The sequence below is a fragment of the Bacillus salipaludis genome (assembly GCF_004358205.1).
Genome location: NZ_SMYO01000021.1, coordinates 43,790 through 51,807, shown reverse-complemented (window position 1 = coordinate 51,807; position 8,018 = coordinate 43,790). Strand labels below are relative to the sequence as shown.

General features: G+C 40.0%; 9 protein-coding genes and 1 rRNA gene. All 10 read right to left on the bottom strand.

Translation table 11 applies throughout. From position 1 onward, the window contains the following. Nucleotides 1–80: ribosomal RNA gene (locus E2K98_RS26360) — 16S ribosomal RNA — on the bottom strand; the annotation flags it as partial. Between the two features lie 352 nt (nucleotides 81–432). Beyond that, on the bottom strand, nucleotides 433–1,917 hold the full coding sequence (lysS, locus tag E2K98_RS26355) for a lysine--tRNA ligase (protein ID WP_133339418.1): 1,485 nt from the start codon (nucleotides 1,915–1,917) through the stop codon (nucleotides 433–435). 191 nt (nucleotides 1,918–2,108) lie between these two features. Beyond that, a complete protein-coding gene (gene dusB, locus E2K98_RS26350; RefSeq protein WP_133339416.1) occupies nucleotides 2,109–3,101 on the bottom strand; it encodes a tRNA dihydrouridine synthase DusB in 993 nt (330 codons plus the stop codon). Nucleotides 3,102–3,120: 19 nt separating this feature from the next. Continuing rightward, on the bottom strand, nucleotides 3,121–3,333 hold the full coding sequence (locus E2K98_RS26345; protein ID WP_026574007.1) for a helix-turn-helix domain-containing protein: 213 nt from the start codon (nucleotides 3,331–3,333) through the stop codon (nucleotides 3,121–3,123). Further along, entirely contained in the window at nucleotides 3,285–3,812 is a 528-nt protein-coding gene (gene folK, locus E2K98_RS26340) for a 2-amino-4-hydroxy-6-hydroxymethyldihydropteridine diphosphokinase (protein ID WP_133339414.1), read from the bottom strand. The genes E2K98_RS26345 and folK overlap by 49 nt, the downstream gene beginning before the upstream one ends. A gap of 2 nt (nucleotides 3,813–3,814) precedes the next feature. After that, a complete protein-coding gene (gene folB, locus E2K98_RS26335) occupies nucleotides 3,815–4,174 on the bottom strand; it encodes a dihydroneopterin aldolase (protein WP_133339412.1) in 360 nt (119 codons plus the stop codon). Continuing rightward, complete coding sequence (folP, locus tag E2K98_RS26330; protein ID WP_133339410.1) at nucleotides 4,167–5,012, bottom strand: dihydropteroate synthase; 846 nt, start codon at nucleotides 5,010–5,012, stop codon at nucleotides 4,167–4,169. Before folP ends, folB begins: the two co-directional genes overlap by 8 nt. Nucleotides 5,013–5,142: 130 nt before the next feature. Then, nucleotides 5,143–6,066 carry a cysteine synthase A gene (gene cysK / locus E2K98_RS26325; protein ID WP_133339408.1) on the bottom strand — a complete coding sequence of 308 codons (924 nt, stop codon included), beginning with the start codon at nucleotides 6,064–6,066 and terminating at the stop codon, nucleotides 5,143–5,145. A 148-nt stretch (nucleotides 6,067–6,214) separates the two neighbouring features. Continuing rightward, nucleotides 6,215–7,114, bottom strand: coding sequence for a peptidyl-prolyl cis-trans isomerase (locus E2K98_RS26320; protein WP_133339406.1), 900 nt, complete (start codon nucleotides 7,112–7,114; stop codon nucleotides 6,215–6,217). Nucleotides 7,115–7,137: 23 nt separating this feature from the next. Next, the gene (gene hslO / locus E2K98_RS26315) at nucleotides 7,138–8,016 is read right to left on the bottom strand and encodes an Hsp33 family molecular chaperone HslO (RefSeq protein WP_133339404.1); all 879 of its coding nucleotides are present in this window, start codon (nucleotides 8,014–8,016) and stop codon (nucleotides 7,138–7,140) included. Nucleotides 8,017–8,018 lie beyond the last annotated feature (2 nt).

The following is an 8,018-nucleotide window of genomic DNA, read 5'->3' as shown; positions in this document are numbered from 1 at the left end:
CTCCTGTTGATTCGCTCGACTTGCATGTATTAGGCACGCCGCCAGCGTTCGTCCTGAGCCAGGATCAAACTCTCCAAGAAAGTTGATTTAGCTCGAATGTTACGTTGGCTTCATTTCAAAAGAAATGAATATTATTGTTTGTTGACGTTTTTGTTTGTTTAGTTTTCAAAGAACAAATTTCTTTGTCGCTCAAAGGCGACTTAATCATCTTACCAAGTTACCAACTTAAAGTCAACAACTTTTTTAATTATTTTTTCTTGCATGTTGTTGTCTCGCAACAACGAATATAAATATACCACCATTGGACTCAGCACGCAATAGTCTTTTTAAATTTTTATTCATCAAATTTAAAATAAAAATATTCACATTCTTCGATTTTAAACTTCTAAATAAAAAGTGCCAGGCAGGACCCGGCACTAGTTTTAAGAAATATTAGCGTTGGCGCATTAATGGGAATAATAATACATCGCGAATGGAAGGCGAATTGGTTAAAAGCATGACCAAACGGTCGATTCCGATCCCTAAGCCGCCTGTTGGTGGCATACCATATTCAAGTGCTTCTACGAAGTCTTCATCCATTTCGTGTGCTTCATCATTGCCTTGTTCTTTTTCCTTTAATTGAGCTTCAAAACGCTCCCGCTGATCAATTGGATCATTTAGTTCCGTAAAGGCATTCGCATGTTCACGAGCAACAATAAATAATTCAAAGCGATCCGTAAATCGTGGATCCTCATCGTTTTTCTTTGCCAGCGGCGATATCTCAACTGGATGTCCATAAATAAAGGTTGGCTGAATCAGTTTCTCCTCTACTTTTTGTTCAAAGAATTCATTAACGATATGGCCGTATAACATATGTTCGGTAATTTCCACACCATGCTCTTTCGCCAGTGCACGTGCTTCATCGACACTCATCTCTTTCCAGAAATCCACACCTGTGTATTCCTTAATTGAATCTACCATATGAAGTCTTTTCCATTCTGGTTTTAGGTCTACCTCATAATCACCATATTGAACAGTTGTTGTCCCTAAGACTTCTTGAGCAATATGAGCAACTAGATTCTCTGTAAGACTCATAATATCTCTGTAGTCAGCATACGCTTCATACAGTTCAATCATTGTAAACTCCGGATTATGGCGCGTTGATACTCCTTCATTACGGAAAACACGGCCAATTTCATAGACTTTTTCAAGTCCGCCGACGATTAGTCTCTTCAAATGAAGCTCAATCGCGATGCGCATATATAACGGCATATCAAGAGCATTGTGATGTGTGATGAACGGACGAGCAGACGCCCCCCCGGCAATAGCATGCATCATCGGAGTTTCAACTTCTAAATAGCCATGGTTATCTAAATAACGGCGCATCTCCTGGATAATACGACTGCGCATGATGAAGGTCTTTTTACTTTCTTCGCTCATAATTAAATCTAAGTAACGCTGACGGTAGCGCTGTTCTACGTCCTTAAGACCATGGAATTTATCTGGAAGCGGTCGTAATGCTTTCGTTAAAAACTCAAAACCTTGTACTTTAATAGACAATTCGCCAACTTTTGTTTTAAATAGGGTACCGGATACCCCAATAATGTCACCTAAATCAGCCGAATCAAAAATCTCATACTTTTCTTCTCCCACTGCATCTTGCCTAACATATACTTGAATTTGGCCTGTTAAATCTTGAATGTGGGCAAATCCAGCTTTTCCTTTACCGCGCTTTGTCATAATTCTTCCCGCAAGAGTAACAGTTACATTTTTAGCTTCAATAACTTCCTTTTCAAGCTCTCCGTACTGTTCAATCAATTCCATCGCATTATGCGTGCGGTCAAAGCGTTTTCCAAATGGGTCTAGACCTTTTTCACGCATGGAATTCATTTTATCCCGTCTGACCACTAGTTGGTCATTTAATTCTTCTTGACTCATGCAAATCAACTCCAATTATCTCTTTTTATGTAAATAGCATTCTAAATCCGCATTTTTATACATACTATATTATTTTACACAAACTTAGGAATTCAGACATTAAAAATGTTTAAAACATAGATAAAAACTGCCAGCATATTACTGGCAGCTACAAAGCAATTATAGATAAGCCAAATTGGAAACTCAAGCTTTTATCCGACTGTCACTTCTTTTTCTTCCGCTTCTGCTACTAAACCATTTAAAAGAGTGACCAATTCTTCACGGGTATTACACTCATTGACGCCATTTCGCGCCTTACCGTTTCCTCGGATTCCTTTTAAATACCAAGCTGCATGCTTGCGCATTTCACGGACAGCGATATTCTCATTCTTGAGGGCAATTAAGCGATCTAAGTGAAGAATACAAACATCAATTTTTTCCCGAACAGATGGTTCACCCAAAAGCTTGCCTGTTTCAAGAAATTGGACCGTACGGTAAATCATCCAAGGGTTACCTAGTGCTGCTCGTCCAATCATCACTCCGTCACAGCCGGTTTCCTCAAGCATTTTTTTCGCATCCTGTGGCGTCTGGACATCACCATTTCCTATAAGCGGAATAGTTATCGATTGTTTTACCTCACGAATAATATCCCAGTTTGCTTTTCCTTCATACATTTGGACACGCGTACGGCCATGAAGCGAAACAGCCTTTCCACCGGCACGTTCAACTGCCTGGGCGTTTTGAACAGCATAAATATGCTCTTCATCCCAGCCCATCCGCATTTTAACCGTTACCGGCTTTTCAACTGCATCAACCACAGCAGCAACCATTTCATAAATTTTATTAGGATCTAAAAGCCATTTTGCCCCTGCATCACACTTTGTAATTTTCGGAACTGGACATCCCATATTAATATCAATAATGTCTGCATTGGTATTTTTATCAACAAATTGAGCTGCTTCTACGAGCGATTCCTTTTCCCCTCCAAAAATTTGCAGGCTTAACGGTTTCTCCCGCTCGTCGATGTAAAGCATATTCATCGTTTTTTCGTTTCTAAAATTAATTCCTTTATCACTAACCATTTCAGCACATACTAATCCTGCGCCAAACTCTTTAACGGTCAGACGGAATGCAGAGTTACAAACACCGGCCATTGGTGCTAAAACTACCTGGTTTTTCATTTCAATATCGCCAATTTTCAACATGTAAAAGTACCTCCATTTCCTATGTCTCTTTTGGCGGCGCTAATTCATCAATCGTTATATTTAAGGATTGAGCAATTCTGGTCAGCAAATCGCTTGGCGGAAGCCGATTGCCTCTCTCAATCTCTCCCAAAATTGATACTGAAACACCTAATTCCTTCGAAAAGCTCTCCTGTGTAAATCCCTTTAGCTTCCGATAGGCTCGAATGCGTCTTCCCCATTTTTCCGCTTCCATATCCGGACTCCTTCTTTATCAGGTAATTCATCTAATGATGTTTGAAGTGGTTTTTCCATCCCTGGAATGATCATGTCTGGCTGAATCTCCAATAACGGTACGATAACAAATGCCCTTTCATGCATTCGGGGATGAGGGACGATGAGGTTCTCTGTTTCAATATTTTCTTGATTATACATGAGAATGTCAAGGTCTATTGTTCTTGGCCCCCATTTTATCTCCCGCTTTCTTCCAAGTTGCTGCTCTGTTTTTAAACAGATATCTAATAGTTCATAGGCGTTGAACTCAGTCTTTATCTCGATTACCATATTCAAAAATAAATCCTGATCCTCATAGCCAACCGGATCTGTTTCATAAACAGAGGAACAATTTACTAACTCTATTTTTGGAACATCTGACAAAAGCTTAATAGCTTGTCCTAAATAATCATATCGGTTTCCCATGTTTGAGCCAAGGGCAATAAATGCTGTATTTTCCACCATTATCTTCTCCTTGTAATTTCTACTGCAACAGACTTGTAATGGCCTGGAATTGGTGGGTCAGGTTTTATCATTTTTACCGTTACATCATTAACAAGGACGAACTCCTTTAACACACTCGCTGCAATGTTTTCCGCAACAGTTTCCAAAAGCTTATAGGGCTCTCCCTCAACGATTTTTTGGCATAATTGAAAAAGCTCACCATAATGGACCGAATACTCTAGTTCATCCGTTTCCCCAGCCTTTTTTAAATCCAAGGAAATGATTAAATCAACGATGAAACGCTGACCGAGCCGATTTTCTTCGGGAAAAACGCCATGATAACCATAAAACTCCATTTGATTTAAATATATTTTATCCAAGGACATTCCCCTTTCCCATGAGCACATCCATCATTTTTGCCATCCTGCTCATTTCTTTTACATCATGAACCCTGACAATATGACACCCTTTCTGAATTCCAAAACAAACGGTTGCTCCAGTGCCTTCCAGTCTTTCATTAACTGGCAAATCCAAGGCTTCTCCAATCATTCTTTTTCGTGAGGTTCCCAATAAGACTGGATATCCGATGGATGTTAATGTTTCTAGTTCCCTCATCATCTCTAGATTTTCTTGGTAATTCTTCGCAAAACCTATACCGGGATCCAAAATAATCATCTCATCACGAACCCCTGCTTTTTTTACAATTGAAATGCTTTCAAATAGATCGTTCATAACATCCCGAATAAAATTATTATAATTCCGTTCATTGCGATTATGTTGCAGAATGATAGGTACATCAAACTGTGCAGCTACCCCAGCCATTTTTTCATCAGCCTTTGCTCCCCAAATATCATTAATGATATGAGCTCCTGCTTTAAGGGCCTGCTCAGCTACTCTTGCTTTATACGTATCGATGGAGATCGGAACAGGAATCTGCTTGGATATCGCATCAATAATAGGAACGACTCTTTCAATTTCTTCATCTTCAGAAATGACTTCATAACCAGGGCGTGTTGATTCACCGCCAATATCAATGATATCTGCTCCATTTTGGACCATTTCATAAGCATGCTCTAATGCCTTATTCAGATCATTAAATTTTCCGCCATCAGAGAATGAATCGGGTGTAATATTTAAAACACCCATGATCATGGTTTTTTGACCAAAGTCTAGTGTATGCTTTCCACATTCAATTTTTTGTATCCCAGCTTTATTCATTCTGTTATCCTCCATGATGATTCTCATTTCTTTGGTTTAATATGCTGTCATTATCATACACGAATTTTTAATATCAGTGCAAAAAAATAAGGTGTGGCTAATGTAGCCATCACCTTATTGGATTTAACAGTTAGTCAAGCTGGTAAAGTGGTGTACTTAGGTAGCGCTCCCCATTATCAGGAATAATTGCTAAAACCTTTTTCCCTTTTCCAAGCTCTTTTGCAGCTTTGACCGCCGCAGCGATTGCCGCACCTGAAGAAATACCACCAAGGATGCCTTCTTCTCTGGCCGCACGGCGAGCATATTCGAATGCCTCTTCTGTTGTAATTTGAATCACTTCATCATAAATATCTGTGTTTAATGTGTCAGGTACAAATCCGGCACCAAGACCTTGAAGCTTGTGAGGCCCTGGTTTTCCACCTGATAAAATAGCTGAATCTTTTGGTTCAACCGCATAAATTTTAATATTTGGATAATGTTCACGAAGAACGCTTCCAGCACCAGTGATGGTTCCGCCAGTACCAATTCCAGAAACGAAGCCATCTAACTGCTCCATTTGCGCTACGATTTCAGGTCCTGTAGTACGTTTGTGAACCTCTGGATTTGCTTGATTTTGGAATTGCTGCGGCACAAAATATCCGTGTTCTGCAGCGAGCGCTTCAGCTCTTGCGATAGCACCTTTCATTCCTTCCGGCCCAGGTGTTAATACAAGCTCTGCACCGTATGCACGAAGAAGATTTCTTCTTTCTAAACTCATTGTCTCAGGCATTACAAAAATAGCTTTATATCCTTTTGCAGCAGCAACCATCGCAAGACCAATACCAGTGTTTCCACTTGTTGGTTCGATAATAGTATCTCTTCCTGGTGCAATAAGACCTTGTTCTTCTGCAGCCTCAATCATCGCTAAACCAATACGATCTTTAACGCTGCTTCCAGGGTTAAAATACTCTAATTTCAGATAAACTTCTGCACTGTTCTCATCTACTAATCTGTTTAATTTTACAATTGGTGTTTGACCGATTAATCCGGCAACTGAATTTGCAACACGAACCATTATACTTACCCCCAGCTCTCTATTCCGAGTATTTTTATTGGATTTATAAACAATTTAACAGTTTCAGGCTCCTTTTGTCAATTGATTTCATTCACGAAATTGTTAAAATTTTATGAATGCAAAAACCACAGAAAATTATTTTCTGTGGTTAGTCGTTTGATTTTTCTTTTCCGTAGAACCAGCTTACCTTCGCCTCATCCCAAAAAGTTCTAGCTGATGCTGGCACCTTCATTTGTTCGAGGGCAATTTGCCGGCGGATTTCCTCTTTTACTTCTTGATAAGAATACGATTCCCCTTTTATTTTACCTTCTAACTTAATGATTGCATAACCTTGTTCCACCTTAACAGGCTTACTCCATTCCCCGGCTTTTAATGTTTTCGCGGTTAGAACATATTCCAAAGGATAACGGTCATCATCCTCTGTTATGTACCCAATATCTCCACCATCATTAGCAGAGAATTCATCGATAGAGCGCTCCATTGCCATCGTTGAAAAGCTTGACCCCTGCGAAAGCTCCTTTAATGATTTTTCTGCTTCCGCTTCTGTTTTTACGATAATCTGAGACAAATGAAAGGCAGACGGGATATCAAACAGGTCTTTATTCTGGTTAAAATAGTTTTTCCTTTCCTGATCAGAAACGGCAACGTCCTTTGTCAAGATTTCTTCGAGCAATAAACTATTCCGAATTTGTTCTTTCCACCTTTTCTCGTCTTCCTGCTTTTTTTCGTTGGATGAACGATAAGTGGTTTGAATCATTCTAAATTCCCTTTCGACATCCTGATTAGAAACCGTTATTTTATACTTTTTTGCCATTTCTTTAATGACCTTTTGATCAATCATATCTTTTAGCACATCTTTACCATACCGTGCTTCTAATTCATTCAGCCAATCCTGCCTTAAAATCCCCTTTTTCCCTACCGTTGCCACGACATCTTTTTTTAAGCCGGCTCCATTTGCCGTATTCCCTTTTGCGAGAAAAAAGGCTATTGTTAAGCAATTAACCATAATTAGGGCAGCGATTAAAAACCAGAGTTGCTTTCTCCTCAACTTTTTTCCCCCAATGCCCCTGCTTATTTTGCCCGCCTGTTTAGTTCTTCCAATTCTTCTTTTGTAAAAAGATACTTTTCATTGCAGAAATGACAATGTGCTTCAGCTTGTCCATCTTCTTCAATCATTGCAGTAATTTCAGCAGTACCTAATCCGAGTATGGCATTAGAGAATCGCTCTTTTGAGCATGTACATTGGAATTTTACTGGCATATTTTCCAGGATATTAACGGGCTCATCACCAAAGAGTTCTCCTAAGATTTCTTCAGGGGTAAGCCCCTTTTCAATTAATTTAGAAACAGGCGGTATCGTTTTTAATCGTTCTTCCATTTTTGTTATCGCTGCATCTTCAATTCCTGGCATTAATTGAAGAATAAACCCTCCAGCAGCTAAAATCGAGTCGTCCGGATTCACCAAAACGCCTACACCGACTGAAGATGGAATTTGCTCGGAAGTAGCAAAGTAGTAGGTGAAATCCTCCCCTAATTCTCCTGAAACAAGCGGAACCTGTCCAGAGAAAAAGTCGCGGAGACCAATATCCTTAATAACCGTTAATGACCCTGCAGTGCCGACCGCACGGCGGACATCAAGCTTTCCATGGGCATTCGCTTCAAAGTCAACATGGGGATGCGTTACATATCCGCGGACCTCTCCTTTGGCATTACTGTCAACAAGAATTGGTCCTAACGGGCCGTCCCCTTCAATTTTAATGGTTAATTTTTCTTCGCCCTTTAGCATCGCCCCCATCATGACTCCAGCTGTAAGGGATCTCCCTAATGCTGCAGAGGCAGTTCTCCATGTATCGTGCCGGCGCTGTGCTTCACTCACAATGTCCGTTGTACGAACAGCATATGCACGTACGTGCCCGTCAAAGGCAAGTGCTTTTACAAGATAATCGTTCATTT